This window comes from Gordonia sp. GN26 (assembly GCF_054823965.1).
The window spans coordinates 139,781-165,881 of record NZ_JSYC01000017.1 but is presented as its reverse complement, the minus strand read 5'-3'; the positions used below and the strand labels follow the sequence as shown (position 1 = coordinate 165,881).

General features: G+C 68.2%; 23 protein-coding genes. 9 read left to right on the top strand and 14 right to left on the bottom strand.

The window, feature by feature from the left end:
• Positions 1-57 precede the first annotated feature (57 nt).
• A complete protein-coding gene (locus tag OK17_RS06850) occupies positions 58-1,221 on the bottom strand; it encodes an acyl-CoA dehydrogenase family protein (RefSeq protein WP_232715559.1) in 1,164 nt (387 codons plus the stop codon).
• Between the two features lie 72 nt (positions 1,222-1,293).
• Here OK17_RS06850 and OK17_RS06845 point away from each other — a divergent pair, with 72 nt between their 5' ends.
• On the top strand, positions 1,294-1,866 hold the full coding sequence (locus OK17_RS06845; RefSeq protein WP_232715560.1) for a TetR/AcrR family transcriptional regulator: 573 nt from the start codon (positions 1,294-1,296) through the stop codon (positions 1,864-1,866).
• A gap of 3 nt (positions 1,867-1,869) precedes the next feature.
• Here the strand turns inward: OK17_RS06845 and coaA are convergent, their stop codons facing one another.
• A complete protein-coding gene (gene coaA / locus OK17_RS06840) occupies positions 1,870-2,811 on the bottom strand; it encodes a type I pantothenate kinase (protein WP_006866043.1) in 942 nt (313 codons plus the stop codon).
• A 126-nt stretch (positions 2,812-2,937) separates the two neighbouring features.
• Between coaA and OK17_RS06835 the strand changes: the two genes are divergently transcribed.
• The 5 genes from OK17_RS06835 (at position 2,938) to OK17_RS06815 (ending at position 9,671) form a co-directional block, all read left to right on the top strand.
• Positions 2,938-4,158: a DUF2268 domain-containing protein gene (locus OK17_RS06835; protein WP_232715561.1), complete on the top strand. Its 1,221-nt coding sequence runs from the start codon at positions 2,938-2,940 to the stop codon at positions 4,156-4,158.
• A 33-nt stretch (positions 4,159-4,191) separates the two neighbouring features.
• The gene (gene glyA, locus OK17_RS06830) at positions 4,192-5,499 is read left to right on the top strand and encodes a serine hydroxymethyltransferase (RefSeq protein ID WP_035750511.1); all 1,308 of its coding nucleotides are present in this window, start codon (positions 4,192-4,194) and stop codon (positions 5,497-5,499) included.
• Positions 5,500-5,567: 68 nt separating this feature from the next.
• Complete coding sequence (locus OK17_RS06825) at positions 5,568-6,440, top strand: acyl-ACP desaturase (RefSeq protein WP_232715562.1); 873 nt, start codon at positions 5,568-5,570, stop codon at positions 6,438-6,440.
• Positions 6,441-6,784: 344 nt separating this feature from the next.
• On the top strand, positions 6,785-8,092 hold the full coding sequence (locus OK17_RS06820; RefSeq protein ID WP_005195763.1) for a PhoH family protein: 1,308 nt from the start codon (positions 6,785-6,787) through the stop codon (positions 8,090-8,092).
• A 616-nt stretch (positions 8,093-8,708) separates the two neighbouring features.
• Positions 8,709-9,671 carry a L,D-transpeptidase family protein gene (locus OK17_RS06815; protein ID WP_461417004.1) on the top strand — a complete coding sequence of 321 codons (963 nt, stop codon included), beginning with the start codon at positions 8,709-8,711 and terminating at the stop codon, positions 9,669-9,671.
• On the opposite strand, the gene OK17_RS06810 is transcribed toward OK17_RS06815, so the two are convergent.
• The 3 genes from OK17_RS06810 to OK17_RS06800 all read right to left on the bottom strand — a co-directional run bounded on the left by OK17_RS06810 (position 9,658) and on the right by OK17_RS06800 (position 11,716).
• Complete coding sequence (locus OK17_RS06810) at positions 9,658-9,864, bottom strand: hypothetical protein (RefSeq protein WP_232715564.1); 207 nt, start codon at positions 9,862-9,864, stop codon at positions 9,658-9,660. The genes OK17_RS06815 and OK17_RS06810 overlap by 14 nt on opposite strands.
• A 144-nt stretch (positions 9,865-10,008) precedes the next feature.
• A complete protein-coding gene (locus OK17_RS06805; protein WP_232715565.1) occupies positions 10,009-10,884 on the bottom strand; it encodes a universal stress protein in 876 nt (291 codons plus the stop codon).
• A 184-nt stretch (positions 10,885-11,068) separates the two neighbouring features.
• On the bottom strand, positions 11,069-11,716 hold the full coding sequence (locus tag OK17_RS06800) for a response regulator (protein ID WP_006357724.1): 648 nt from the start codon (positions 11,714-11,716) through the stop codon (positions 11,069-11,071).
• A 246-nt stretch (positions 11,717-11,962) separates the two neighbouring features.
• Between OK17_RS06800 and OK17_RS06795 the strand changes: the two genes are divergently transcribed.
• On the top strand, positions 11,963-13,690 hold the full coding sequence (locus OK17_RS06795; protein WP_461417003.1) for a GAF domain-containing sensor histidine kinase: 1,728 nt from the start codon (positions 11,963-11,965) through the stop codon (positions 13,688-13,690).
• A gap of 361 nt (positions 13,691-14,051) precedes the next feature.
• On the opposite strand, the gene OK17_RS06790 is transcribed toward OK17_RS06795, so the two are convergent.
• The 4 genes from OK17_RS06790 to glpX form a co-directional block, all read right to left on the bottom strand.
• Positions 14,052-14,747, bottom strand: coding sequence for a PIG-L deacetylase family protein (locus OK17_RS06790; protein WP_232715567.1), 696 nt, complete (start codon positions 14,745-14,747; stop codon positions 14,052-14,054).
• Positions 14,748-14,760: 13 nt separating this feature from the next.
• On the bottom strand, positions 14,761-16,173 hold the full coding sequence (locus OK17_RS06785; RefSeq protein WP_232715568.1) for a class II fumarate hydratase: 1,413 nt from the start codon (positions 16,171-16,173) through the stop codon (positions 14,761-14,763).
• 7 nt (positions 16,174-16,180) lie between these two features.
• Positions 16,181-17,878, bottom strand: coding sequence for a fumarate hydratase (locus OK17_RS06780; protein ID WP_461417002.1), 1,698 nt, complete (start codon positions 17,876-17,878; stop codon positions 16,181-16,183).
• Positions 17,879-17,986: 108 nt separating this feature from the next.
• Positions 17,987-18,982 (bottom strand): class II fructose-bisphosphatase, encoded by a 996-nt coding sequence (gene glpX / locus OK17_RS06775; protein WP_232715570.1) that lies wholly within the window; start codon positions 18,980-18,982, stop codon positions 17,987-17,989.
• A gap of 144 nt (positions 18,983-19,126) precedes the next feature.
• Here glpX and OK17_RS06770 point away from each other — a divergent pair, with 144 nt between their 5' ends.
• Positions 19,127-19,702, top strand: coding sequence for a DUF4245 domain-containing protein (locus OK17_RS06770; protein WP_461417001.1), 576 nt, complete (start codon positions 19,127-19,129; stop codon positions 19,700-19,702).
• Between the two features lie 27 nt (positions 19,703-19,729).
• Here OK17_RS06770 and OK17_RS06765 read toward each other — a convergent pair whose 3' ends face one another.
• The 3 genes from OK17_RS06765 to OK17_RS06755 are packed head-to-tail and all read right to left on the bottom strand — an operon-like array spanning position 19,730 to position 22,046.
• Positions 19,730-19,984, bottom strand: coding sequence for an exodeoxyribonuclease VII small subunit (locus tag OK17_RS06765; protein WP_006866030.1), 255 nt, complete (start codon positions 19,982-19,984; stop codon positions 19,730-19,732).
• On the bottom strand, positions 19,981-21,246 hold the full coding sequence (gene xseA / locus OK17_RS06760; protein ID WP_461417000.1) for an exodeoxyribonuclease VII large subunit: 1,266 nt from the start codon (positions 21,244-21,246) through the stop codon (positions 19,981-19,983). Before xseA ends, OK17_RS06765 begins: the two co-directional genes overlap by 4 nt.
• A complete protein-coding gene (locus OK17_RS06755) occupies positions 21,243-22,046 on the bottom strand; it encodes a lipid droplet-associated protein (protein WP_461416999.1) in 804 nt (267 codons plus the stop codon). Before OK17_RS06755 ends, xseA begins: the two co-directional genes overlap by 4 nt.
• Positions 22,047-22,099: 53 nt before the next feature.
• Here OK17_RS06755 and OK17_RS06750 point away from each other — a divergent pair, with 53 nt between their 5' ends.
• Positions 22,100-23,053, top strand: a complete 954-nt coding sequence (locus tag OK17_RS06750) for a 4-hydroxy-3-methylbut-2-enyl diphosphate reductase (RefSeq protein WP_461416998.1) — start codon at positions 22,100-22,102, stop codon at positions 23,051-23,053.
• A gap of 15 nt (positions 23,054-23,068) precedes the next feature.
• Here the strand turns inward: OK17_RS06750 and mycP are convergent, their stop codons facing one another.
• Positions 23,069-24,466, bottom strand: a complete 1,398-nt coding sequence (mycP, locus tag OK17_RS06745) for a type VII secretion-associated serine protease mycosin (protein ID WP_461416997.1) — start codon at positions 24,464-24,466, stop codon at positions 23,069-23,071.
• Positions 24,466-26,019: a type VII secretion integral membrane protein EccD gene (gene eccD / locus OK17_RS06740; RefSeq protein WP_461416996.1), complete on the bottom strand. Its 1,554-nt coding sequence runs from the start codon at positions 26,017-26,019 to the stop codon at positions 24,466-24,468. Before eccD ends, mycP begins: the two co-directional genes overlap by 1 nt.
• Between the last annotated feature and the right edge of the window lie 82 nt (positions 26,020-26,101).

Sequence of the window (26,101 nt, the reverse complement as noted above, 5' to 3'; positions counted from 1 at the left end):
CGCTCCTCGCACCTCAGGCAGCAAGGCCGGTAGAGGGGTGCCACGGGCATAGCCGCGCTACACCATGGCGAACGGGGAGATCTCCATGCCGATCTCGAGAGATCCGGCGATTTCCCTGATCTCGTCGTAGTCGAAGACCACGTGGCCGGACAGGACGTCGATGTCGCGGCGCGCACGCTGCACCGGATGGTCGAGGAAGTGCACACTGGCGCCCGACGCCTCGAGCAGCGTGCCGATCACGGCTCTCGACTCGTTCACGATGCGGGCCGCGGCAAGACGTGCCTGGGCCCGCGTACGGACGTCGACCGTCGCGCCGCCAGCCAGGCTCCCCTCGATGGTCGCCGTGGTCTCCGCGAGCAGACCGCGGAGAGCCTGGAGTCGTATTCGGGCGTCGCCCAATCGAATCCGCGCCGCGGGCTTGTCCTTCTGTTTGACCATCTGGTACGCCAGGACGCGTTCGGAGAGCCGTGCCGCGTACAGGTCGGCGACCCGCTCGGCCGTGCCCAGGGCGGGCATGGCGGCCAGCAGGGCAAGGGCGGGGACCATCGGCCAGCGATACGAGTGGTTGTCGTGCAACGCCGCGCCAGGTGTCCTGCCCGCGTAGAGATCTCGAACCCGGACCGTGCGGTGGGCCGGTACGAAGGCGTCCTCGATGACGACATCGTTGGATCCGGTCGCCCGCATGCCGTCGGTGTGCCAGACGTCCTCCACCCGCGCGTCGTCGATCGGCAGGAGCGCCAGGATGGCGTCGGGGCGATCGCCGGTGACGACGGCGCCCACCATCACCCAGTTGGCGGCCATGATGCCGGTCGCCCAGGACCAGCGACCGGACACGGCGAAACCGCCCTCGCGCGGCTCCGCGGTCCCGGTCGGTGCCAGGGGTGCCGGTGCGAGGTACGGACGATCCGCGAACGCTTCTTCCTGCGCCGCCTCGCTGAACAGTGCGGTGATCCAGCCGTGCAGGGTGTAGAAACCCAGCGTCCAGGCGCTCGACGTGCAGCCATGGGCCAGGCGTCGGACATGGTCGAGGATCTCGGGGAAGGGTGCTTCGAGTCCGCCGAACCTGCTGGGGATCAACAGATCCAGAAGACCTGAGTCGGTCGCGTCGCGGATGGTCTCGGCCGGCAGTTGCCGTAGTTCTTCTGCCCGGCCGGCGCGCTCGGCCAGGGCGGCGATGAATTCGTCGGTGATCTGCACCGTTCCGGATGTCGGGGTGTCCACGGATCGGAACGTAACATACAAAAAGGTATGGGATACCCGCTTCGAGCCGGAAAGCGCAGTTAGGGTGAGCGAATGGGGCGAGCGCAGCAGCGAGGTGGCGGCCATCTGTCGGCCGACGACTGGATCGAGCTCGGGTACGCGATCCTGGCCGAGGAGGGGTTCAAGCAGATCAAGATCGACACGGTCTGCAAGCGCATGGGCGTCACCAAGGGCAGTTTCTACTGGCACTTCACCGACATCGCGGCCTACCGCGCGGCGCTGGTCGCACGGTGGGGCGAGTGGAGCGACGAGGAGCACCAGAACTTCGCGGCGCTGGCCGACCTACCCCCACGCGATCGTCTGCTGGGTCTGATCGCCCAGCTCACGAGTCCGCGTCACTGGATGATCGAACGGGCGATGCGGGAATGGGCGCGCTCGGATCCGGATGCCGAGGCGAGCATCCGCACCTCGGATCGTCGTGCGCGAGAAGCGGTGCGCCGGTGTCTCCTCGACCACGGGCTGGATCCGGGGACCGCGTCCGTGCGGGCCAACTGGATCTTCGCGATGGGCATCGGGGCGCTGCACCTGTCCTACTCCGAGGAGGATCGGGCGGCGGCGGGCCGCCACAGCGCGGAACTGGTGGATCTGATGCTCACACCGGCGTGATGTTCAGAGCTTGCGCAGGCGCACCCGGTTGATGGCGTGGTCGACGTCCTTGCGGAGCACCAGCGAGGCGCGCGGGCGGGTGGGCAGGATGTTCTCGATGAGGTTCGGCCGGTTGATCGAGGTCCACAGGTCCCGGGCCGCAGCCGTGGCCTGTTCGTCGGTGAGCGAGGCGTACGCGTGGAAGTGGGAGTCCGGGTTGGCGAACGACGTGGTCCGCATCTGCAGGAAGCGCGAGATGTACCACTCCTCGATGTCCTCGATCTTGGCGTCGACGTAGATCGAGAAGTCGAAGAGATCCGACACCATCAGCGTCGGCCCGGTCTGCAAGACGTTCAAGCCCTCGAGGATGAGGATGTCGGGTTGCCGCACGTAGTGATAGACGTTCGGCACGATGTCGTAGGCGAGGTGTGAATAGACCGGCGCCGCGACCTCACGCGCACCCGACTTCACCTCGGTCACGAAGCGCAGCAGCGCGCGCCGGTCATACGATTCGGGAAAACCCTTGCGGTGCAAGATCCCCCGACGCTGCATCTCTGCTGTCGGCAGCAGGAATCCGTCGGTGGTGATCAGGTCGACCTTCGGGTGCGATTCCCACCGGGCGAGCAACGCCGCGAGCACGCGCGCCGTCGTCGACTTACCGACGGCCACACTGCCCGCGATGCCGATGACGAACGGGACCTGCCGATTGATCTGACGCTCGCCGAGGAAGGTCGAGGTGGCCGCGAACAGTCGTTGGCGCGCAGCGACTTGCAGATGGATCAGACGCGACAGGGGCAGGTAGACGTCGGCGACCTCCTCGAGGTCGATCTGCTCACCGAGGCCCACGAGCTCGGAGAGCTCGGACTCGTTCAGCACGAGGGGCATGGACTCACGCAGTTCACGCCACTGCCGGCGGTCGAGCTCCAGGTACAGACTGGGGTCCCGATCACTGGCATTGCGAGCCATCAGCGCAGCTCCGGGGTAGTGGTGAGCGCGGCTGCCCGGGTCATCATGCGTAACAGCTTAGGGCCCATCGCTCGCCGCGACGCGGTGGGCCCACGCGGCGCCTCCGCTCGCGGTAACGTGCCCGGTATGCCGGCCGACCACGCGACCCCCGACCTCGTCACCGACTACCTGCGGTTGGGGCTGGCGTTCGATCGGCTCGAAGAAGGATTCGTCGACGCGTTCACAGGCGACCCGGCACTGCGTGCCGAGATCGCAAACGGGCCCGCGCCCGATCCGGCGCAGCTGGCCGCACAGGCCCGGGCGTTGCGCGCCGACCTCCCCGGAGATCTGCCCGCCGACCGCGCGGAGTTCATCGGCTCCCATCTGCGGGCGCTCGAGTGCTCGGCCCGCAAATTCGCCGGCGACGAGATCTCCTTCGTCGACGAGGTCAGCGCCTACTTCGACGTCGACATCGCCCTCGCCGACGCCGACCGCTACCGGCAGGCCCACACCGACCTCGCGGAGGCGCTCGGCATCGCCGACGCCACCAGCGACGAACTGCGCGACGCGTACTCCGCACATCGTCGGGCCGACGAGATCCCCGCCGACAAGGTCGACGAGTGCGTTCGGGCGTTCAGCGGTGCCCTCCGCGAACGCGTCCGGGCGCAGTACCCGTTGCCGGACAACGAGATCGTCGACTTCGAGGTCGTCACCGACAAACCGTGGTCGGGGTTCAACTACTACCTCGGCGACTACCGGTCACGGGTCGCGATCAACGCCGACCTCACGCAGTACATGTCGTCGCTCCCGCACCTGATCGCCCACGAGGCCTACCCCGGCCACCACACCGAGCACTGCCGCAAGGAACAACTGCTCGTCGGCGCCGGCCAGCACGAGCAGTCGATCTTCCTCGTCAACACCCCGCAGTGCCTGATGGCCGAGGGGCTCGCCGACCACGCCCTGACCGCGATCATGGGCAAGGAGTGGGGCGTCTGGGCGCAGGAGGTCTACGCCGACCTCGGCCTGCGCTTCGACGCCGACCGGGCGATGCGCATCGGACGCGCGACCTCCGGACTGTTGACCGTCCGCCAGGACGCGGCCCTGATGCTGCACGACCAGCACGCCGATGCCGACACCGTCGCCGACTTCCTCCAGACCTGGTTGCTCGCGCCGCCCGAGCGTGCCCGGCAGATGCTGCGCTTCCTCACCTCACCGCTGTGGCGGGCCTACATCAGCACCTACGTCGAGGGTTACCAACTGCTCGAGAGGTGGCTCGATGCCGCCGACGACCGCGCCGCGGCCTTCGGACGGCTGCTCGACGAACCGCTCATCCCGGCGAGCCTGCGCCGTGAGCTGGTAGCGGGTTAGGGGATCGCGGCGCAGGTCCCTAGACTTGTCGCCATGACCGCGAACTCGTCATCCGTGAACTCGATGTCCCTGGCGGAGCTCGACCCCGACGTCGCCGCCGCCATGAACGGCGAACTCAGCCGTCAGCGGGACACTCTCGAGATGATCGCCTCGGAGAACTTCGTGCCGCGTGCGGTCCTGCAGGCGCAGGGCAGCGTGCTCACCAACAAGTACGCCGAGGGTTACCCGGGACGTCGTTACTACGGCGGCTGCGAATACGTCGACGTGGTCGAGGACATCGCCCGCAACCGCGCCAAGGAACTGTTCGGCGCCGACTTCGCCAACGTCCAGCCGCATTCGGGCGCGCAGGCCAACGCGGCCGTGCTGCAGGCCCTGATGGAGCCGGGGGAGACCATGCTCGGTCTCGACCTCGCCCACGGCGGTCACCTCACGCACGGCATGCGCCTCAACTTCTCCGGCAAGCTCTACGAGAACGCCTTCTACGGCGTGAGCAAGGAAGACTTCCGGATCGACATGGACGAGGTGCGCAAGATCGCCCTCGACGTGAAGCCCAAGGTCATCGTCGCCGGCTGGTCGGCTTACCCGCGCACGCTCGACTTCGAGGCGTTCCGCTCCATCGCCGACGAGGTGGGCGCCCACCTGTGGGTCGACATGGCGCACTTCGCCGGACTCGTCGCCGCCGGCCTGCACCCGTCGCCGGTGCCGCACGCCGATGTCGTCAGCTCGACCGTGCACAAGACCCTCGGCGGACCCCGCTCCGGCATCATCCTGGCCAAGCAGGAATGGGCCAAGAAGCTCAACTCGGCCGTGTTCCCCGGCCAGCAGGGCGGACCGCTCATGCACGCGATCGCCGGCAAGGCCGTCGCACTGAAGATCGCCGGCACCGAGGAGTTCGCCGAGCGTCAGCGCCGCACCCTGTCGGGCGCGAGCATCCTCGCCGAACGCCTCAACGGTGAGGATGTCGCCAAGGCCGGCGTCTCGGTCCTGACCGGCGGCACCGACGTCCACCTCGTGCTCGTCGACCTGCGCAACAGCGACCTCGACGGCCAGCAGGCCGAGGATCTGCTCCACCAGGTCGGGATCACGGTCAACCGCAACGCGGTGCCGTTCGACCCGCGCCCGCCGATGGTCACCTCGGGTCTGCGCATCGGCACCCCCGCGCTGGCCACCCGTGGCTTCGGCGACGAGGAGTTCACCGAGGTCGCCGACATCATCGCGACGGCGCTCGCCGCGGGCTCGTCGGCCGACGTCTCGGCCCTGCGCGGCCGGGTGTCCAAGCTCGCCCTCGACTTCCCGCTCTACGAGGGGCTCGAGGAGTGGGGACTGATGAGCCGCATCTGAGCCGCGGCCGGCCGCTCGGATGTGACCTGAATTGCCCCGCGCCGAGCGGCGTCCGTATCCTTGCAGCGATGAACGCACTCACTGAAGACGACCTGATCATCGCGCTCGAGAAGGCTCTTCCCGAGATCGCGGAAGACCACCAGTCGGCCGCCACTCCGTGGAACCCGCACGACTGGGTGCCGTGGGACGAGGGACGCAACTTCGCCTTCCTCGGCGGCGCCGACTTCGACCCGTCGCAGGCGACGCTGTCCGACGAGGCGCGTGCCGGTCTGCTGGCGCTGCTCCTCACCAAGGACAACCTGCCGTCGTACCACCGTGTGCTCGCGAAGCACTTCCCGGCCTTCTCCGAGTGGCGTCAGCTCATCGGTGTATGGACCGCGGAGGACAACCGGCACTCGATCGTCCTGCGCGACTACCTCGTCGTGCGTCGCGCCATCGATCCGGTGGACGCCGAGAACCGTCGACTCGTCCACGTCACCAAGGGCTACCGGCAGACCCCCGAGCAGGTCGACCAGCTCGGCCCGCTCGACGTGCTCGCGCTGATGGCCGTCCACGAGAACCAGTGCGTCAGCTTCATCAAGCGACTCGGTGCAATCGCCGCCGACGACGTCCTGGAACAGATCCTGACCAAGATCGCCGCCGACGACCAGCAGCAGGCGAACACCTTCGGTGCGTTCCTCAATGCCGGCATCATCGCCGACCAGGACGCCACGGTCATCGCGATCGACTCGGCCCTGGCGCTGGGCCGGGCCGAGGCCATCGGCCACGACATCGACGACTTCGATGCCGAGCGGGCTCTCCTGGCCGATTACGAGAACTCCGACACCTGGCGCGAGATCGCCGCGACCCTCGCCGACGCGGTCAAGCTCGACTCCATCGAGGGTCTGGGCGAAGAGGCCGAGGCCGCGCGTCAGCGCATCCTCTCCCGCGCCCGCGGTTAGAACACCGCCACCCCGTAAGACGCGCGCACGGCGCCATCAGGACGACGAACATCCTGGTGGCGCCGTTTGCGTCCCTGGGTCAGACGATACTGCGGTTAACGCGAAATTCACGCCGACACACCTGATTCCGGCGCGCCGCCCGCGGAGTCTGCGCGTACGTTGACGGTACGGATCGCGGGGAAGCGGTTCGTCCGGGAGGTTCGATTCGTGTATTGCAACAGCAGCGCGAGAGGGCCGGCCCCGGTCCTCGTCCACCTCGGCTGACGCCGAGGGCAACGGACTTCGACCGGCCGGTCACCTGAGAACTGGTTTGTGCGGGCGCCGCATGAACGTAGGAGCCCGACGTGACCACACGCACCTACGTCCTCGACACTTCCGTGCTGCTGTCCGACCCCTGGGCGGTCATGCGCTTCGCGGAGCACTCAGTGGTGTTGCCACTGGTGGTCATCAGCGAACTCGAGGGCAAACGTCACCATCACGAGCTCGGCTGGTTCGCGCGTGAGGCGTTGCGCATGCTCGACGACCTGCGGCTCGCGCACGGTCGGCTCGACCTTCCGATCGAGATCGGTGAGGAGGGCGGCACCCTCCAGGTGGAGCTCAACCACACCGATCCGTCCGTCCTGCCGGCCGGTTTCCGCACCGACAGCAACGATTCCCGGATTCTGGCCTGTGCGCTGAACCTGCGTGCCGAGGGCAAGGACGTGACCCTGGTGTCCAAGGACACCCCGCTGCGTGTGAAGGCCGGTGCGGTCGGTTTGGCCGCCGACGAGTACCACGCGCAGGACGTGGTGGTGTCCGGGTGGTCGGGGATGACCGAGCTCGATGTCGAGACGTCGATGATCGACGCACTGTTCGCCGACGGTGTCATCGACCTGGACGAGGCCAGGGAGCTGCCGTGTCACACCGGCATCCGCCTGCTCAGTCCGTCGTCGAGCGCCCTCGGTCGCGTCAACGCGGAGAAGCGCGTGCAGCTGGTGCGGGGGGACCGCGAGGCCTTCGGCCTGCACGGGCGTTCCGCGGAACAGCGGGTCGCTCTCGACCTGCTGCTCGACGACAGCGTCGGCATCGTCTCGCTGGGCGGCAAGGCGGGCACCGGTAAGTCGGCGCTGGCTCTGTGTGCGGGTCTCGAGGCGGTTCTGGAACGCCGGACCCAGCGCAAGGTCGTCGTGTTCCGGCCGCTGTACGCGGTCGGGGGTCAGCAGCTCGGCTACCTCCCCGGGGGCGAGGCCGAGAAGATGGGCCCGTGGGCACAAGCGGTGTTCGACACCCTCGAGGGGCTCGCCTCGCCGGAGGTCATCGAGGAGGTGCTGAGCCGCGGGATGCTCGAGGTGTTGCCGCTGACGCACATCCGTGGCCGGTCGCTGCACGACTCGTTCGTGATCGTCGACGAGGCGCAGTCGCTGGAACGCAACGTCCTGCTGACGGTGCTGTCGCGCCTCGGTTCGGGATCTCGTGTGGTGCTCACCCACGACGTCGCACAGCGCGACAACCTCCGCGTCGGCCGGCACGACGGTGTCGCCGCGGTCATCGAGAAGTTGAAGGGGCATCCGCTCTTCGCACACATCACGCTCACCCGCAGTGAGCGGTCGCCGATCGCGGCGTTGGTGACGGAGATGCTGGAGGAGTTCGGGCCTTCCGCGCCGGGAGCGTAGTGAGCGGGCGGGGTGTGACCGCGCCGGGAGCGTAACGGGCGGGCGTTTGGAGGGGAAGGCCGCGACGATTCGCTGAGGGGAGCGAACCGTCGCGGCCTTCCGTCACTGGGGCCCGCCGAGATTGTCGCTGTCGCAACGATTCCCGCGATGGTGGGCCCGACTCGGGGGAGGGGTCAGGCCGCGCTGCCGCCGAGGTCGCTGAGTGCGTTGAGGAGCTCGACGAATGCGGTGAGGGCTTCGATGTTCTCCAGGGAACCCAATTTCTCTCCTTTGTCGGTGAATTTCCGTCCGGCGAGGTCGCTGTGCGATCAACGCCGTTGCCGACGCTAACGATTATATTTAGTTCCCGCAAAGAAAAGGCCGACGAATTCTGCATGGCCTCGACGGGATGACTTCTTTCCGGCGCTTTGTCCTGCACGTCGAATAATGGATCATTTCCGATTTTCCATCGGCAATCGACCGCCGAGTCGACACCCGGTGGTTGATCCGGCGATCGAGGGCGGCCGAATCCGCCGGGGTGCTTGATCCGATCCTCACTGCACCGTGACCATCACGTGACTCATGGGGTCTTGCGCGCTGTCACACTGTTGTGGTGCTGAAGTTACTGATGAGGCGAATGAGACTGCTGGGACTATTGGTGATTGCGGTGTTGGCCGCGTGCGCCGGTGGTGCGGGTCAGGCTCTCGCCGATCCGGAAACGACGACACCGATCACGCCGACGACACCGACCACGCCGGGCGGCCCGTCGCTGCCGGGAATGGGCGAGGGCCTCGGTATCCCGATGCTCGACGAGGTGCTCAACCAACTGTCCGGCGGCAGCGGTTCCGACGAGGCGCCCGGTGGCCTCGAGGGGTCCGGGGGCCCGACCAGCCAGATGATCGTCGTGACCGCCCCCAAGGCGTCGGACACGACCGCCACACTCACCGCCTTCGAGAAGGGAACCGACGGCAGCTGGAAGCCGGTCCCCGGCCTCGGCCCGGCCAAGGCATACCTCGGCTCCCTGGGGATGGGCGAACCGCAGGACAACGTGCCGCGTACCCCGGAGGGGACGTTCCCGCTCGACCAGGCCTTCGGTCGTCAGGAGAATCCGGGCACCAAGATGCCCTACCTCAAGGTCGACACCCAGGACTGGTGGGATTCCGATCCCAAGTCGCCGACCTACAACACCCACGTACGTCAGCCCCAGAGTCCCGGTGGTGACAGTGAGAACCTGTACAACTCGGGTCCGGTCTACGACTACGCCGTCAACATCGCGCACAACCCGGAGCGCACCCCCGGCAAGGCGACGGCGATGTTCCTGCATGTGACCAACGACCAGCCGACGCTGGGCTGCGTCGCCGTCGAGCGTGAACTGATGAAGAAGATCCTCGTCTGGCTCGACCCCGCGAAGAGCCCGAAGATCACGATCGGCGTGAACAAGGGTGCGCCGACCGGCGAGGCGCCCGGAGCAACCCCTCAGACAACTCCGGGTGCCACGCCGTCGACTCCCGACGTGCCGGCCTCCGACATGCTGACCGGCCTGCTCTCGCAACTGGTCGGTGCGATTCCCGCCCTGTTCGGGCAGTTCACGGGTCGCTGATCTCGGAGCGTGCGTGCCGGCAGGCGGGGCAGAAGGTCTCCTCCACCCCGACGTGCCAGCCGTTGACCCTGGCCCAGCGATCCCGTTCGGGTTCGGCCAGTGGTCGTCGTGGGACGAAGCTGCGTCCGCAGCTGTCGCAGTACCGGTCGGCCGAACCCTCGGTTTCGGCGAACAACGGGGAAATGACTGTCATGGGTGGACCTCTGGTGCTGGCTGTGTCGAGTCGGTCCTGTCGGTTCGTCGACGGACTCGGACGATCGACCACCTCAGTTTCACCGGATGTGATGTAGGTCTCATAGGGCCGAATGGCACATGGTTCGGCGGATCGGGGCGCAGGTCAGCGGTCGTGGGGTACGACCATCACCGGGCCACGGGCCGACCGCAGGACCGAGAGGCTCGTCGAACCCAGTCGCATGGCCGCGAAACCGCCGCGACCGCGCGCACCCACGACTAGCAATTGCGCGGCCTGAGCGTGGTCGAGCAGGGCGCGGGCGGGTCGGTCTCTGGTCACGGCGTGGCGGACGGTGACGCGCGGGTACCGGCGTCGCACCTCGTCGAGTTCGGCCTCGAGCCAGGCGTCGGCGCGGCTGCGATGGCTCGGCCACTCGGACATCGTGCACGGCACGGCCATGTCGGCGACATCGGTGTCGCACCAGGCGTGGACGACCGTGACCGGGACGCCGCGTAGGTCGGCCGCTGCGAACGCGGCGTCGACGGCGGCTCGCCCGCCCGGGGAGCCGTCGGTGCCGACCACGATCCCCGCCTGGGACCAGTGGGACGTGGAGTCGCGGACGACCGTCAGCGGACACCTGCAGTGCTCGGCGAGTGCGGTGGTGACCGTCCCGAGCGCGACGCGATGACCGGCCATGTGCCCCCGGTTGCCGACGACGAGGAGACGGGCTCGATCGGATGCCTCGAGCAGGGCGGTGACGGGCGGTGAGTCGACGACCTGGGTCGTGATCTTCAGCGGGTCGGGCGAGTCGCCCGAGTCCTCGGCCGCGCGGCGGGCCTCGGCGAGGGCGCGTTCGCATCGGGCGCGCAGGGGTTCGAGGACGCGTGGATCGTCCGCCGCGAGATTCGCCGAGGCGATCAGCTCGAGCTCCGACCGGTGGAGAGCGGCGTCGCGCGCGGCCCAGCGGGCGGCGGCGCGGGCGGTGGCGGACCCGTCGACGCCGACGACGACAGGTCCGTTGGTGAATCCGGATGCGGTCACACGGCAGTCCCCCTGGAGGTCCACACACCGCGTGCCGGGGTGCCCGGCATCGCTTGTGTATCCAGTACATGCCCCCGGTGAGGGTCGAGTCACCGGGTAAAGAGTCCCGTTGGATGGGGACCAATGACACGTGTCGTGCTCTAACCCGCAGGATATGGTACGCGAATCGCTCGCGAGCCTCGACTCAGTGCGCGTGACCCCGTCGCGCCGCTTTGGTGGCGTACACCGCCGCCTGCGTACGGCGCTCCATGCCGAGTTTGCCCAGCAGCCGGGACACGTAGTTCTTCACGGTCTTCTCCGCGAGATGCATCCGGGCGGCGATCTGCCGATTGGTCAGGCCCTCGCCGAGGAGGGCGAGCAGGGTGCTCTCCTGCTCGCTCAATCCGTCGCCGGGCTTTTCCTCTTTCTCGCGTTGGGTGCGCAACCGGTCCATCAGGGCTGCGGCCGCGCGGTTGTCGAGCAACGACCGTCCGGCGCCGACATCGGTGATGGCGCGGGCGAGTTCCATGCCGGTGATGTCCTTGATGACGTACCCGCTGGCGCCGGCGAGGATCGCGTCCATCATGGCCTCGTCGTCGGTCATCGAGGTCAGGATCAGGCAGCGCAACCCGTCGACTCGGCTGAGCAAGTCGCGGCACAGTTCGATCCCGTTGCCGTCGGGTAGGCGGACGTCGAGGACCGCGACGTCCGGTTGCACGGTCGGTATGCGGGCGAGGGCCTGCGCGCAGGTCGCGGCCTCGCCGACGACCCGGACGTTGTCATCGTGGTCCAGGAGTTCGACGAGACCCCGCCGGACGATCTCGTGGTCATCGACGAGGAAAACCGAGAACATCGGCCACACCTCCCTCCGGCGCAGGTGCCGTGAGACGAATTGTAGGTCGACCCCCGACGTGTTTCACCCAGATTGCCCGGACTGGCGGATTTCCACCTATACCCGAAATGTCCGATTCAACGGGGAAAACGAGGTCACGGAAATCCGAATTGCTTTGCGGGGAGGATGATTCGAGGGCTTTCAGACTATCTGGCGAGAATTGGTCAACCCAATACTTAACGAAGCGGAGGGTATATCATTCGAAATATGGTCCGCGAATCCCGGGAACGCGGTGTGGGGTCTTTTGAGGTGCAGAATGAGTTGTCGCAGATGCGATTACGTGAGCTCCTCGATGAGGTCCGCGACCGGATAACGCAGATCGCCGATGTTCGTGACCGCATCGACGGTCTGCTCGAGGCCATGCTGATGGTCAGTTCCGATCTCGATCTGGAAACCACGCTCGAGGCCATCGTGTCTGCGGGCACACGATTGGTCGACGCCGAGTACGGGGCGGTCGGCGTCCTCGGCAGCGGACACGACCTGTCGGCCTTTCTGGCGCAGGGCATCGGCGAGGACGTCCGCGCCGAGATAGGGCACCTGCCGACAGGCCGCGGCGTGCTGGGGCAGCTCATCGACGCCCCCCGGGTGTTACGGCTCACCGACCTGTCCGAGCATCCCGCGTCGGTGGGATTCCCGCCGAACCACCCGCCGATGACGAGCTTCCTGGGCGCCCCGATCCGGGTGCGCGACGAGATCTTCGGAAACCTGTACCTCACGGAGAAGAAGAACGGTGCCCTGTTCACCGAGGACGACGAACTCGTCATCCAGGCACTGGCGTCGGCGGCAGGTATCGCGATCGAGAACGCCCGGCTGTACGAACAGGCGCAGACCCAGCTCGCCTGGATCGAGGCGAATCGCGACGTGATCGCGGAGCTGTTGACCGGGGCCGATCAGCAGGACGTCCTCGAATCGATCGCCCGCAAGGTCCTCACGCTGGCCGACGCCGACCTGGTCTGCATCGCTGAACCCCACGACCACGAGGTGCCGCCGGAATCGGTCGACGAACTCGTCGTCACGGTCGCCGAAGGGGTCGACGCCGAGTTCTTCCGCGGACGATCCGTGCCCATCAAGGGGTCGACCTCGGGTGACGCCTTCGTCCGACGGAGGCCGGTGCTCCGCGAGCAGCTCGAATACGACATCTCCGGGGATTCGTCCAGTCGCCACGGCCCGGTGATGGTGGCGCCGCTGCGGACGGCGGAATCGACCCGCGGCGTGCTGATCGCGGTGCGGTCCAAGGGTCGCGACGGGTTCGCGGAGGACCTGCTGAGCTTGAGCGCGAACTTCGCCGACCAGGGGGCCCTGGCGCTGCAATTGGCCGGCGCGACCATCCAGGCTCACGAGTTGCGGGTCCTGGAGGACCGAGAACGGATCGCACGCGATCTGCACGACCATGTGATCCAGCGGATCTTCGCCGAGGGACTCACCCTGCAGGCGACGCTGCAACGCACCCAGTCACCCGAGATCAGGGCGCGGCTGACCCGGTCCATCAACAACCTGCAGGACATCGTGCAGGACGTGCGGACGACGATCTTCGACCTGCAGGCAGACGATACCGAGACGACCCGACTCCGCCAGAGGGTGCAGGAGGCGATCGACGAGCAGGTCGACGACCTGCCTCTCCAGACCCATGTGCGGATGGCGGGCCCGCTGTCGATCGTCTCGCCGCGCCTCTCCGACCAGGTGGTCGCGGTGGTGCGCGAGGCCCTGAGCAACGCGGTCCGATACGCGGACGCGACGACGGTGACGGTGGCGATCTCGGTCGGCGATGAGCTGGCCGTGGAGGTCACCGACGACGGCATCGGTCTCCCCGAGGACGTGACGCCCAGCGGGCTGAAGAACCTACGAGACCGCGCGGAACGTCTGGGCGGGACCTTCGCGTTGAGCACGCCCGCCTCGGGCCGGGGACTGTCCGTGCGGTGGTCGGTGCCGCTCTAGCGGGACGCCGCGTCGAGATGGGACAGGTTCACCGACCGGTGTCGGGTTCGGCCGGCAGTCGCCAGGCCGAGGTCTGCTCGGTCACCCATGCCACGGCCTGCACTCCCGACAGGAGGCCGAAAAGCACGATGAGCCAGATGGACAGCCCGATGAGGGCGCAGACCGCGAAGGCTGCGAGGAATACGACGAGTACACCGGTGAGCGTGATGACCGGTCACCTCCCGACTTTCTCGGAGGGACTCTCCCGGGTGGTGCGAGAGACTGACCCCCACACCTTCTCGTGTCGAGAGCGTGTCCGGGAGGGGCCGAAGGTCACAAATCGACGGGGCCAACGTCGGGACCTCTCCGGTGTCGCGGCCGGTCAGCGAGTCCGTTTGAGCTCGAACCCGGCGACCCGCACGCCGTCGGCGCCGTCTCGAGGTGCGGTCGCCCGGTCGATCTGGGCGCGGGCCTGATCGAGGACGGGCGTGTCCGGGTCGAGGACCGACAGGTAGCGATCGTGCGCGGCGAGGGAGCGGACGGCCACCTCGAACTGTGCGTCGACGTCGACCGCGTGAGTGGCGGCGGGCCCGTTCTCGAACAGCCATGCCGGAACCTCGCCGGAACCCGACCGGGACAAGGCGTCATAGGCCTCGAGTACTGCGGCGGCGAACTCCATGTGGTCGCGTTGGTTCGGCTGGCCCGGCGCCCACTCAGGCCCGCCGTAGAGCGACAGGATGACCTGTGGCGCAATGCGTTCGACGGTTTCGGTGATCTTCGCGCGCAGTTCGGGGGTGTTGCGGATGTCGCTGTCTGGGAAGCCCCAGAACTCCACCTCGTCGACGCCGACGATCTTCGCCGAGGCGCGCTGTTCGGCCTCTCGGAGGGGACCGCACTCGGCCGGGGTCATGCCCTCGATCCCGCGTTCGCCGCTGGAGGCGAGCGCGTAGACGACACGCCTGCCCTCGCCGGTCCACCGCGCGACCGCGGCGGCCATGCCGTACTCCGGGTCGTCGGGATGGGCGACGAGGACGAGTGCTGTCTGCCAGTCCGTGGGGAAGGGCTCCAGTGAGGTCATGACCAGACGGTACTCAGCGTTCGCGGTCGAGGTTGGCCATCTTGAGCACATCGAGACGCGCGTCGAGCTCGTCCTCACTGAGCTTGTCGCCCACGAGGCCGCGATCGATGACCGTCTGCCGGATCGTCTTGCCCTCCTTGAGGGCCTGCTTGGCGACGGAGGCGGCCTCTTCATAACCGATCGCGCTGTTGAGCGGCGTGACGATCGACGGGGAGCTCTCGGCGAGGGTCCGCAGACGGTCGACGTTGGCCTGCAGGCCGGAGATGCAGCGGTCGGCGAACAGACGGGACACGTTGGCCAGCAACTTGAGTGACTCGAGCACGTTGCGGGCCATCATCGGGATGTAGACGTTGAGCTCGAAGGCGCCGTTGCCGCCGCCCCACGTGACCGCCGCATCGTTGCCGACGACCTGCGCGGCGACCTGCGTGACCGCTTCGGGCAGAACGGGATTGACCTTGCCCGGCATGATCGAGCTGCCCGGCTGGAGGTCGGGGAGCAGGATCTCGCCCAGGCCGGTCAGCGGTCCCGAACCCATCCACCGGACGTCGTTGGCGATCTTGGTGAGCGACACCGCGATCGTCTTCAGCTGCCCGGACAGTTCGACGAGGCCGTCGCGTGCGGCCTGCGCCTCGAAGTTGTCCTTGGCGAGGGAGAGTTCGTCGACGCCGGTGCGGCGCACCAGTTCGGCGACCACCTTGGTGCCGAACCCGTCGGGGGCGTTGAGCCCGGTGCCCACCGCGGTGCCGCCGATCGGCAGCTCGCCGACCCGCGGCAGGGTCGCGGTGACCCGCTCGATGCCCGCCTCGACCTGCCGTGCATACCCCGCGAATTCCTGGCCGAGGGTCACCGGCACCGCGTCCATCAGGTGCGTACGGCCGCTCTTGACGACCTCACGCCACTCGGTTGCCTTGTCCGCCAAGGCTTCCCGGAGATGGTCGAGAGCCGGGACCAGATCGGTGACGACTGCCTCCGTCGCCGCGACATGGGTGGCGGTGGGGAAGGTGTCGTTCGACGACTGCGACATGTTGACGTGGTCGTTGGGATGCACGTCGATGCCGTTGGCCTTGGCGATCGAGGCGATGACCTCGTTGGTGTTCATGTTCGAACTCGTGCCCGACCCGGTCTGGAAGACGTCGATCGGGAACTGGTCGTCGTGCTTGCCGTCGGCGATCTCGGTGGCCGCCGCGATGATCGCGTCGGCCCGCTCGGCGTCGAGGAGCCCCAGTTCCTTGTTGACCGTGGCACAGGCCGCCTTCAGCAGGCCCATCGCGCGGATCTGCGTCCGTTCCAGCGGGCGGTGGCTGATGGGGAAGTTCTCCACCGCTCGCTGGGTCTGGGCGCGCCACAGAGCATCGATGGGGACCTGCACCTCGCCCATCGTGTCGTGCTCGGTGCGGTATTCCTGCTTGCCCTGTGCCTGGGTCATAGGTGTACTACTCCTTCGATCGGATCCTTATGCCGCTCAGCGGGACGTTGACGGCCCCACTCGGGTCGGTGAAAAAGTCGTTGCCCTTGTCGTCAACAACGATGAAGGCCGGGAAATTCTCGACCTCGATCTTCCACACCGCTTCCATACCCAATTCGGGGTACTCGATAATCTCCTGGCTCTTGATGCAGTCGAGCGCGAGGCGGGCTGCCGGGCCGCCGATCGAGCCCAGGTAGAAGCCGCCGTGAGAGTTGCAGGCCTCGGTGACCTGCTTGGACCGGTTGCCCTTCGCGAGCATGACCATCGAGCCGCCCGCGGCCTGGAACTGCTCGACGTAGGAGTCCATGCGGCCCGCGGTGGTGGGACCGAACGAACCCGACGCCATGCCCTCCGGGGTCTTGGCCGGGCCGGCGTAATAGACCGGGTGATCGCGCAGGTAATCGGGCATCGGCTCGCCGGCGTCGAGGCGTTCCTTGATCTTGGCGTGCGCGATGTCGCGGGCCACCACCAACGGGCCGGTCAGCGACAGGCGAGTCTTCACGGGGTACTGCGACAGTTGGGCCAGGATCTCCGACATCGGGCGGTTGAGATCGACCTCGACCACCTCGCCGCCCGAGATGTCCTCGGCCACACCGGCTGCCGGCATGTACTTGGCCGGGTCGGTCTCGAGCTGCTCGAGGAACACGCCGTCGGCGGTGATCTTGCCGAGGGCCTGGCGATCGGCCGAACACGACACCGCGATGGCCACCGGGCACGACGCCCCGTGACGCGGCAGGCGGACGACGCGGACGTCGTGGCAGAAGTACTTGCCGCCGAACTGGGCACCGATACCGAACGATTGGGTCAGCTTGAAGACCTCGTCCTCGAGTTCGAGGTCGCGGAAACCGTGCGCCGACATCGAACCCTGCGTCGGCAGGTTGTCGAGGTAGTGCGCCGAGGCGTACTTCGCGGTCTTGAGGGCGAATTCGGCCGAGGTGCCACCGATCACGACGGCGAGGTGGTACGGCGGGCAGGCCGCGGTGCCGAGCGAGCGGATCTTCTCGTCGAGGAACTTGAGGATCGACTTCGGGTTCAGGATGGCCTTGGTCTCCTGGAACAGGAAGGACTTGTTGGCCGAACCGCCCCCCTTGGCCATGAACAGGAACTTGTACTCCGGGCCCTTGGGTCCCTGCTCGGTGGCGTAGATCTCCACCTGGGCCGGCAGATTGGAGCCGGTGTTCTTCTCGTCGTACGTCGTGAGCGGCGCGAGCTGCGAGTAGCGCAGGTTGAGCTGGGTGTAGGCGTCGTAGACACCCTTCGAGATCGCCTCGGCGTCGTCGGTGCCGGTCAGCACGCCCTCGCTCTTCTTGCCCATCACGATCGCGGTGCCGGTGTCCTGGCACATCGGCAGCACGCCGCCGGCGGAGATGTTGACGTTCTTGAGCAGGTCGAGTGCCACGAAGCGGTCGTTGCCCGACGCCTCCGGGTCGTCGATGATCTTGCGGAGCTGCGCGAGGTGGGCGGGGCGCAGGTAGTGGCTGATGTCGTGCATCGCCTCCGCGGTGAGCTTGCGGATCGCCTCCGGCTCCACCTTGAGGAAGGTCTGTCCGCCGGCTTCGAACGTCGAGACACCCTCGGTGGTGATCAGTCGGTACGGGGTCTCGTCGGCGCCGATGGGGAGCAGATCAGAGTAGAGAAACTCGGGGGCTGAGGCAGGTTTACTCACGCACCGGATCGTATCGCCCCAGCAGAACGGCCCCACGCCAGAGGTGACCGGACTCGTGAGGTGGATCACGGTCACGGTCCCGGCATGGGGCCGCGGTGCTCGGGTGGATCAGAGGTCGATGTTCGCGTACTCGCGGAGCTTGGCCGGCTTGTGGACGGCCTCGATGCGGCGGACGGTGCCCGACTTCGAACGCATCACCAGTGAGCGGGTCGTCGCGCCGTTGGGGCGGTAGGTGACGCCGCGCAGCATGTCGCCGTTGGTGACGCCGGTCGCGCAGAAGAAGGCGTTCTCGCCGCTGACCAGGATGTCGTTGGTGAGGACCCGGTCGAGGTCGTGACCGGCGTCGAGCGCCTTCTGACGCTCTTCCTCGTTGCGGGGCCACAGCTTGCCCTGGATCTCGCCGCCCATGCACTTCATCGCGACGGCGGTGATGATGCCCTCGGGGGTGCCACCGACACCCATCAGCATGTCGACGGTCGAGTAGTCGTCGGCGGCCGCCACGGCGCCGGCGACGTCGCCGTCGGAGATGAGGCGGATCTTGGCGCCGGCCTTGCGGATGTCGGCGATGAGGTCGGCGTGACGGGGCCGGTCGAGGACGATGACGGTCAGGTCGGCGACGTCGATGCCCTTGGCCTTGGCGACCGAGTTGATGTTCCACTCGACCGACTCGTTGATGTTGATGGCGCCCTTGGCATCGGGGCCGACGGCGATCTTGTCCATGTAGAACACGGCCGACGGGTCGTACATGGTGCCGCGCTCGCTGACCGCGATCACCGAGATCGAGTTGGGGCGGCCCTCGGCCATCAGGGTGGTGCCGTCGATGGGGTCGACCGCGACGTCGCAGTCGGGTCCCTGCCCGTTGCCGACCTCTTCGCCGTTGTACAGCATCGGGGCCTCGTCCTTCTCGCCCTCGCCGATGACGACGACGCCGCGCATCGACACCGTGGAGAGGAGCTGACGCATCGCGTCGACCGCCGCGCCGTCGCCGCCGTTCTTGTCGCCGCGCCCAACCCAGCGTCCGGCAGCGAGGGCAGCCGACTCGGTCACGCGGACCAGTTCCATCGCGAGGTTGCGATCGGGTGCTTGGTGGCTGCTGGCTGTCATCGTCTTCGGCTCCTCAGGTGTGGCCCGGAACCCGGTGGGTCGCAGCCCGTGGGATCCGTGGGTGTGGCGGTGATCTCAGGGACCATCCTTGCATGTCACACCGGCCGTTCGGTGACTGACCCTGGTGGTGGGATACTCGCCCTCATGGCAGACAAACCGCGCATTCTGATCAACGGCAAGGACATGTTCTGGTCGTTGGTGCCGCTGCTTGCGCTGATTGCGTTGGTGGCGATCGCGTCGGGGAATTGCTCGGTCGGACTGAATCAGGACCCGGCGGACAGCAAGGTGCCCGCGTTCGACGTGGTCACCGCATTGGACGCCGACGCCCGGCAGATGCCGTTCCCGATCCGCCGCCCGCCGACCCCGGAGGGATGGAAGCCGAACTCCGGCTCGTCGGACGCCATCGAGGGGCATCGGGTCAGCACCGTCGGCTGGCTCAGCGCGAGCGGCGCCTACGTGCAGCTGAGTCAGACCGACGCGTCGGAGGACCTGCTGGTCCCGTACCTCGGTGGCGGCGACACGAAGTACGGCGACATCGGCGCGACCGGTACCCGCGAGGCGGGCGGCCGGCAGTGGGTGACCTACGAGACCGCCGAGGGCAAGAAGTTCTGGATCACCGACTTCGGCAACGTGCGTGTGGGTGTGCTGTCGCGCGGACCCGACGCCGACATCGAGACGATCGCGGCGTCGGTGGCGAAGCAGCAGCCGCTCGACGCCTGAACGCTGGAAAGGGCCCTCGGGAAGCGGCTAGTCGTCGTCCTCGTCGGCCGAGTTCTTCTGCGCGATCACGGTCTCGATGCGTTCGCGCGCTCCGCGGAGGTGTTCCTCGCAGCGCGTCGCGAGTGCCTCGCCCCGCTCCCACAGGGCCAGCGAGGTGTCGAGATCGAGGCCGCCGTGCTCGAGCGTGCTGACGATGTCGGCGAGCTCGTCGCGCGCCTCCTCGTAGCCGAGTTCGGCAACCGGCGTGTACTCCTCGCCGGTGTCGTCACTGTCGGTGCTCACGAATCTCCTTCGTCCTCAGGGGAAGTGGTGGGTGCCTCGGTCGCGGTGACGGTGGCGCGCGCCGCGCCGTCGGCGACCCGGATACGTAGTTCGGCCCCCACGGGCAGGTCGTCGAGTGTGTTCACGACGTGGGTCACGTCGGTGTCGGTGCGTTGCACCACGGCGTAACCGCGCGCAAGGGTCTGGGCCGGGCCCAGCGTCGACAGCCGGGCCGCGAGATGCTCGTGACGGCGGTCCTCGGTGTCGACGTGGCGCCGGACGTCGCGCCGCAGCGCGCGCACCAGCTCGGCCACGTTCGCGGACTCCTGGTCGACGATCACACCGGGCCGGGCGAGGACCGGGCGTCGTCGCAGTCCTTCGATGACCCCGGTCTCGCGACGGACCCAGTTGCGCAATGCCTGTGCACTGCGCCGGCGGAGGTCGTCGATCCCGGCGAGTTCGGCCTCGACGTCGGGCACCACCCGTTTGGCGGCGTCGGTCGGGGTCGCCGCGCGCAGATCGGCGACGAGGTCGAGCAACGGGTTGTCGGGCTCGTGACCGATGGCGCTGACCACCGGTGTGCGACAACGGGACACCGCGCGCAACAACGCCTCGTCGGAGAACGGCAGCAGATCCTCGACGCTGCCTCCGCCGCGGGCGATGATGATCACCTCGACGTCGGGATGCGCGTCGAGGTCGGCGAGGTGGGTGAGGATGCGTGCCACCGCCGTGGGGCCCTGGACGGGGGCCTCTCGGACGTCGAAGCGGACCGCCGACCACCGATCGGTCGCGACGCTGACGACGTCGCGCTGCGCGGCGCTGGCCCGCCCGCTGATCAGCCCGATCGAGCGCGGCAGGAACGGCAGCGGACGTTTCAGCCGGGGGTCGAACAGTCCCTCGGCGGCGAGCAACTGCCGGAGGCGTTCGATCCGCAGCAGCAGTTCGCCGACGCCGACGGGCCGGATGTCGCTGACCCGCAACGACACCGTGCCCCGGCCGGTGAAGTAGCTCGGTCGGCCCAGGACGACGACCTGACTGCCGTCAGTCAGCGGAACCTCGGTGCGCGCCAACAGATCCGGGCTACACGTCACCGAGACGGAGATGTCGGCGGCCGGGTCCCGCAGGGTGAGGAACGCCGTGCGGGTACCGGGGCGCCGGTTGATCTGTGTGACCTGACCCTCCACCCAGATCTGACCCAACCGGTGAATCCAGTCGGCGATCTTGGTGTTGACCGTGCGTACCGGCCACGGATTCTCGGCCGAGTTCGGCGAGGTCCCGCTCACGCCTCGGTGGAGCGCTTGTTCTGCGAGGCGATCCGGTTCTCGAGCATCGTCACGAACGGTGCGCGGCCACGGTTGGCCTTCTCGTAGCCGACGAGGGTCTCGAGGTCCTCGGTGCCGACCGTCCGCAGACGCGCACGCAGTTGTGCCAGGGTCAGCGTGTCGTAGTCGATGAGAACGACGATCTCGGGGGTGGTCCCGTTCTTCGGCTTGGCCTTGGGTGCCGTCGGCTTCTTCTCCGCGGCGTCCACGACATCCTCGGGAGCGGAGCTGTACAGCGCGAAGCGGCCGGCGTCGGCGCGCGGCGGCGCGGCCAGGTCGGCGTCGGAGGCCTCCGCGTCGACCTCGGTGGCCCCGCTCGTCGCGGTCGACTTGGTGGCCCCGCTCGTCTTCGTGGCGTTGGTCACCTTCGCGGTCGTGGTGGACTTCACGGCCTCGCCGGGCTGGTCACCCGGATCGTTGCCGTCGGCGGCGGCCTCGACCTCGTCGACGATGCTGGTGGGCTTCTCGATCGGTACGTCACCGGCGTGGGCGTCGTAGCCGGGTTCCGGGGTCTCGTCGTCCTCGTCGAAGCGGGCCCATTCGGGCTGCTCGCTGGGCTTGTCGAAGAGCATCCCCAGGGCGGCGTCGCCCTTGATGGCGAGTTCGGCGATGTTCTGCTGCGCCCGCATGCCTGCCTGCAGGGTCTGGCTGACCGCTGTCATCGGGAGGGTGACGAGCAGCGCGGGAAGCTTGCGTGTCTCCTCGAGGGCGGTGACGATCAGACCTGCGGCGATACGGGCCGGGTAGGGTGCGCGATCCATGCCAACACTCTGCCATCAATGGGCACCCGTCTGTAACCCGTACCCTGGGAGACATGTCTGAGACGAAGCGTGTCCTGCTCGCCGAACCCCGCGGTTACTGCGCGGGTGTCGACCGCGCGGTGGAGACGGTCGAGCGCGCCCTCGACAAGCACGGCGCTCCCGTCTACGTCCGCAAGGAGATCGTGCACAACCGGCACGTGGTCGAGACCCTGGCCGATCGCGGCGCGATCTTCGTGGGGGAGACCGACGAGGTGCCCGAGGGTGCGATCGTCGTGTTCTCGGCCCATGGCGTGTCGCCGCAGGTCCACGCGTCCGCCGCGGAACGGAAGCTGCGGACCATCGACGCGACCTGCCCCCTGGTGACGAAGGTGCACCAGGAGGCCAAGCGGTTCGCGCGGGACGACTACGACATCCTGCTGATCGGTCACGAGGGCCACGAAGAGGTCGAGGGGACGGCCGGTGAGGCGCCTCGGCACATCCAGCTCGTCGACGGCCCGGACAGCGTCGACTCGGTGACCGTGCGTGACGAGTCCAAGCTGGTCTGGCTGTCGCAGACCACGCTGTCGGTCGACGAGACCATGGAGACGGTGCGTCGCCTGCGGGAGAAGTTCCCGCTGCTCAACGATCCGCCCAGCGACGACATCTGCTACGCCACCCAGAACCGTCAGGTCGCGGTCAAGGCGATGGCGCCCGAATGCGACCTCGTGATCGTGGTCGGCTCGCAGAACTCGTCGAACTCGGTGCGTCTGGTCGAGGTCGCCCTGCAGGCCGGCGCCAAGGCGGGTCATCTGGTCGACTACGCCCGCGAGATCGACGAGACCTGGCTCGAGGGTGTGAACACCGTCGGCGTCACCTCCGGCGCATCGGTGCCCGAGGTCCTCGTCCGCGGTGTGCTCGACTACCTCGCCGAGCGCGGCTACGGCACGGTGGAGACGGTCAACACCGCCAACGAGACCCTGACCTTCGCGCTGCCGCGCGAGCTGCGTCCCGCACGCTCCGGCAGCTGACCTGAACGCCGCTGCTCAGAACTCGTCGGGATCGAGTTTGCGGACCCGGCGGTGGGGCAGTGCGATGGCCAGGACCGCGGCGATGACCGCGGCGCTGATCCCTGCTCCGGCGATCGCCACGTTGCGTGCGGTGTGATCCGGCGGCGTCGGCGGTGCGGGTGCGGCGATCGGAGCCGATTGCGGCCGGGCCTTCTCCGCTGCGGGTAGCTCCGCGGTGAGTGCCGCGACCGGGTCGACGACGCCGTGGCCGATCCGCTGGTCGTGACCGGTCCCCGGGGCGTGGGCGGTCGCGACGATCCGATCCATCACCTCCCGGGCGCTCAGTTCGGGGAACCGTGCCCGGACGAGCGCTGCGGTGCCGGCGACGTAGGGCGCGGCGAAACTCGTCCCGATCAGCGGCAGTGGACCTTCCTCGCTGCGCTGTGCCGACACCAGTCGGCCCGATCCCTTGGCGCTGTCGAGACTCACGATGTCGGTTCCTGGCGCGGCGACCCCGACCCACGGCCCGTGCAGGCTGAAATCGCTCGGCGCGCCGCTCGCGGCGTCGACCGAGCCGACGGTGAGGACATAGGGGGAGTACCACGCGGGACTCGCGATGGTGGTGACCGAACCCCAGTCCGCGGGATCGCCCGCTGCCGGCGCCGGGTTCTGTGATCGGCAGGCGCCGTCCCGGGTGACGTTGCCGGCCGCCGCCACCACGACGACGTCGCGCTCGTAGGCGTACCGGATCGCGGCCCCGAGAGCGCGGTCGTCGACCTTGGCGGCCGACGACGCGCACGCGACCTCGGAGATGTTGATGACCGTGGCGCGCAGGTCGACCGCGCGGACGATCGCGTGTGCCAGTGTGCGAACGGATCCGAATCCGGAGCCCACGGACGGCGCGGAATCGTCATCGCGACGGTTGTTCTTCGCCTTGAATGCACTGCTGGACTGGCGGATTCCGATGATCGACGCCGCGGGTGCGACTCCGGCGAAGGCGTCGGTGCTGCTCGGGCGTGCGGCGATGATCCCGGCGACGAGCGTGCCGTGGGCGTCGCAGTCCTCGAGCCCGGTGCCGCCGGAGACATAGTCGCCGCCCGCGGTGACGCGGCCCAGTCGTGGGTGTGGCGTGACGCCGGTGTCGATGACGGCCACCCGCTGCCCGGCGCCGCGGCTGAAGCGCCAAGCCTCTTCGAGGTTCATCATCGATTGTGCGGCAGTGGGTTTCGCGGTGGTGCGGGTCAGGATTGCGGTATTGCAGAGATGGCTCTGCTCGGTCGGTTCCGGCGGTGCGACCGGCGCCGAACGGATCAGTGCCGAGGAGTCGACGCGCGGCGGGGTCACCGCGGCGGCGGGGGAGGAGGTCAGCCCGAGCAGGGTCGCGGTCAGCGTCAGCGCGATGGGCATCGCCACCCGGGGTGTGGCCCGGGACATCAAATGTCCCGGACGATCCGGTACAGATCGAGCAACCACAGCAGCAGCGGGACGATGAGCGCGACGAGGATGTACTCGCCGATCTCCGCCCAGCGGCGCATCACCGGGGAGAAGTCCTGATGTGGCGCAACGACTCCGAAGACGAGTGCGGCGACGAGGACGACGCCACCCAGCGCGAAGGAGATGATCGGCCACCGGCCGTCCCCGAACGCCAGGCCCACCAGCAGCGTGAGCACCACGAGCGAACCGCCGATGATGAGGATCGCCGCCTGGAAGAGGTCGCTGTGGGAGCGGCCGCGCAGGCAGAGGACCACGCCAATGATCGCGGCGTAGGCGGCGTTCTTCCACTCGAAGCCGGCGAGGGGAGCGGCGGTGAGCACCGCCGCGATCGCCACGACGGCGGTGAGGCCGCCGACGATGCCCGTCAGGTACGCGTTGGCGATGTACGAGCGTCGTTCCAGCGCATCGGCCTTCGGTAGTGCCGTGGCCCCGATCGCGCCGATGCCCTCGATGGACGGCTGCGGCTCGATGTCCTTGACGTCGATTGCCGCTCCGGCGGTGGGCACCGGCGGCAGCGGAAGTTTGGCGAGCAGGATCGTCAGTCGCGGGGAGAGGCCGATCAGCAGCAGTCCCACCGCCGCCACCACGGCCGCGACATCGGAGATGTCGGCGTCGAGGAGCAGACGCGCACCGCAGCCGAGCGCGCCGACGAGGGCGGCGCTGGTCACCGCGCTGTGGGCGGTCGCGCCGACCGCGGTCATCCGGTAGGTGATGACGGCGGTGACCAGGGTGAGGGCGAATCCGAGTGTCAGATGCGCCGCCCCGTAGGAACCGGGTGTGAGGAGCATGCCGGTCACGAACGCCAGCGGCGCCGCACAGACGGACAGGATCGTCGAGGTGAGTTGGTCGCGGTAGTAGCGCGCGACGATCGTCGCCGCGGTGACGAGTCCGATCACCGCGAGCCCGGACCCTCCCGCGAGCCACAGTGCGCCGCTGTCGATCCGGCTCGCGGCCAACCCCGCGCCGGCGGCGACCGCCGCGACGAGGGCCAGCGCGTAGCCCACGTATCGCGCCGAGGTCGCAGTCCAGCCCACGAACTGCGATTCGTTCAGCCGCGCAACGGCATCGACGACGTCGTCGAAGAGGACGGGTGACTCGCCGGTGCGGGTGGAGGTCAGGAGGAGGAGATCACCGTCACGGATGCCCGACTCCGACAGCGAACGGTGCAGGGGGAGCGGTTCCTGGCCGACCAGGGCCAGCGTCCAGCGGTTCTGCCGGTCGTGCGGACGGCCGCGGCCGCGGGAATCGGCGTCGGGATCGTCCGGGTCGTGTCGGTTGGGGTTGCGCGACTCGATCTGTGCGACGAGATCGCCGATGAGCCCGGCGATCGGGATGCCGGCGGGCAGGCCGACGTCGAGCTGGGTGTTGCCGCCCAGCACCGACACGCGTACGAGCTGTGGCTCGACCGAGATGTCCGAGCGCTGCCGGTCACCGCCGGTGCCGTCCGCGGTGGTCGTCGGGTGTCCCGGTGCGAATCCGTCCACAGGTGACATACAGGTCAATCCTCCCCCAGGGTTCAGCAGCTAACATAGCCAACTTCAGCGGGTTCGCCCGCGAGGGGATGCACAGCTCGAA

What these genes read in the sequence shown, in the direction of transcription:
- OK17_RS06845 (WP_232715560.1), top strand. Translation starts at nt 1,294, where the DNA reads ATGGGGCGAGCGCAGCAGCGAGGTGGCGGCCATCTGTCGGCCGACGAC.
- coaA (WP_006866043.1), bottom strand. Translation starts at nt 2,811, where the DNA reads ATGGCTCGCAATGCCAGTGATCGGGACCCCAGTCTGTACCTGGAGCTC.
- OK17_RS06835 (WP_232715561.1), top strand. Translation starts at nt 2,938, where the DNA reads ATGCCGGCCGACCACGCGACCCCCGACCTCGTCACCGACTACCTGCGG.
- glyA (WP_035750511.1), top strand. Translation starts at nt 4,192, where the DNA reads ATGACCGCGAACTCGTCATCCGTGAACTCGATGTCCCTGGCGGAGCTC.
- OK17_RS06825 (WP_232715562.1), top strand. Translation starts at nt 5,568, where the DNA reads ATGAACGCACTCACTGAAGACGACCTGATCATCGCGCTCGAGAAGGCT.
- OK17_RS06815 (WP_461417004.1), top strand. Translation starts at nt 8,709, where the DNA reads ATGAGACTGCTGGGACTATTGGTGATTGCGGTGTTGGCCGCGTGCGCC.
- OK17_RS06810 (WP_232715564.1), bottom strand. Translation starts at nt 9,864, where the DNA reads ATGACAGTCATTTCCCCGTTGTTCGCCGAAACCGAGGGTTCGGCCGAC.
- OK17_RS06800 (WP_006357724.1), bottom strand. Translation starts at nt 11,716, where the DNA reads ATGTTCTCGGTTTTCCTCGTCGATGACCACGAGATCGTCCGGCGGGGT.
- OK17_RS06795 (WP_461417003.1), top strand. Translation starts at nt 11,963, where the DNA reads ATGGTCCGCGAATCCCGGGAACGCGGTGTGGGGTCTTTTGAGGTGCAG.
- OK17_RS06790 (WP_232715567.1), bottom strand. Translation starts at nt 14,747, where the DNA reads ATGACCTCACTGGAGCCCTTCCCCACGGACTGGCAGACAGCACTCGTC.
- OK17_RS06785 (WP_232715568.1), bottom strand. Translation starts at nt 16,173, where the DNA reads ATGACCCAGGCACAGGGCAAGCAGGAATACCGCACCGAGCACGACACG.
- glpX (WP_232715570.1), bottom strand. Translation starts at nt 18,982, where the DNA reads ATGACAGCCAGCAGCCACCAAGCACCCGATCGCAACCTCGCGATGGAA.
- OK17_RS06770 (WP_461417001.1), top strand. Translation starts at nt 19,127, where the DNA reads ATGGCAGACAAACCGCGCATTCTGATCAACGGCAAGGACATGTTCTGG.
- OK17_RS06755 (WP_461416999.1), bottom strand. Translation starts at nt 22,046, where the DNA reads ATGGATCGCGCACCCTACCCGGCCCGTATCGCCGCAGGTCTGATCGTC.
- OK17_RS06750 (WP_461416998.1), top strand. Translation starts at nt 22,100, where the DNA reads ATGTCTGAGACGAAGCGTGTCCTGCTCGCCGAACCCCGCGGTTACTGC.
- mycP (WP_461416997.1), bottom strand. Translation starts at nt 24,466, where the DNA reads ATGTCCCGGGCCACACCCCGGGTGGCGATGCCCATCGCGCTGACGCTG.
- eccD (WP_461416996.1), bottom strand. Translation starts at nt 26,019, where the DNA reads ATGTCACCTGTGGACGGATTCGCACCGGGACACCCGACGACCACCGCG.